The organism is Vibrio sp. D173a (assembly GCF_030248475.1).
In genome coordinates this window covers 1-789 of record NZ_JAHGAH010001098.1, presented here as the reverse complement: position 1 = coordinate 789, position 789 = coordinate 1, and the positions used below count along the sequence as shown (strand labels likewise).

At 46.1% G+C, this 789-nt stretch carries 1 protein-coding gene and 1 pseudogene; both read left to right on the top strand.

Going from position 1 to position 789, the window contains the following annotated elements:
• A pseudogene (locus KIV40_RS31565) lies at positions 1–211 on the top strand (NCS2 family permease); the annotation flags it as partial.
• Positions 212–442: 231 nt separating this feature from the next.
• Positions 443–789, top strand: a 347-nt coding sequence (locus tag KIV40_RS31560; RefSeq protein ID WP_285353253.1) for a solute carrier family 23 protein, incomplete at its 3' end; no start/stop codon positions are given.

Sequence of the window (789 nt, the reverse complement as noted above, 5' to 3'; positions counted from 1 at the left end):
GCACGTTGATTGGAAAGACTTCACCAACGGTGCACCAGCTGCAATCACTGCGTTAATGATGCCACTCACATTCTCAATCGCGAATGGTATTGCGCTTGGCTTTATCACTTACACGGTATTAAAGCTGGCAACAGGCAAAACCAAAGATGTCTCTATCTCGATGTACTTCTTAGCGGCTATCTTCATCGCTAAATTGGTGTTCATTGGCTAATTTTTGGTTCATTAGTTAACCGCCATTGAGTCACGCACCTTGAACGCTTGGTTTAATAATCAAGCCAAGCGTTCCTATCAATTTTTAAGAAAGCTAACTGTACGAATTCAATCACTTCACATTGAGCGCTAGAACCTTCGTGCACCTTTTTTATGACCCTACGCAGTTTGTAGAAGTCATTGTTTGAACGTCATTCGCCTGTATACGAAAACGCAGGCAGAGGAATATCAAATGAAACTTCTGTATACCCTAAATGAAAGCCCCCCTCACGGGCTCACCCTCCTACTTGCTCTGCAACATATGCTGGCCTCTATTGGCGGTATCGTTGCAGTACCACTGATTGTTGGCGCATCCATTGGTTTGCCCAACACAGAAATTGTCTCGCTCATTAACGCGGCCTTGCTGGCATCAGGAATCGTCACGGTTGCCCAGTGTCTTGGTTTTGGCCCTATTGGTATTCGTTTACCCGTAGTGATGGGCTCCAGCTTCGCGTTTCTTGGTGTCGCTATCTCTATTGGTAATGAAGGTGGCGTGAGTGCAATTATGGGTTCAGCCCTGATCGGCTCCTTCGTGGTGAT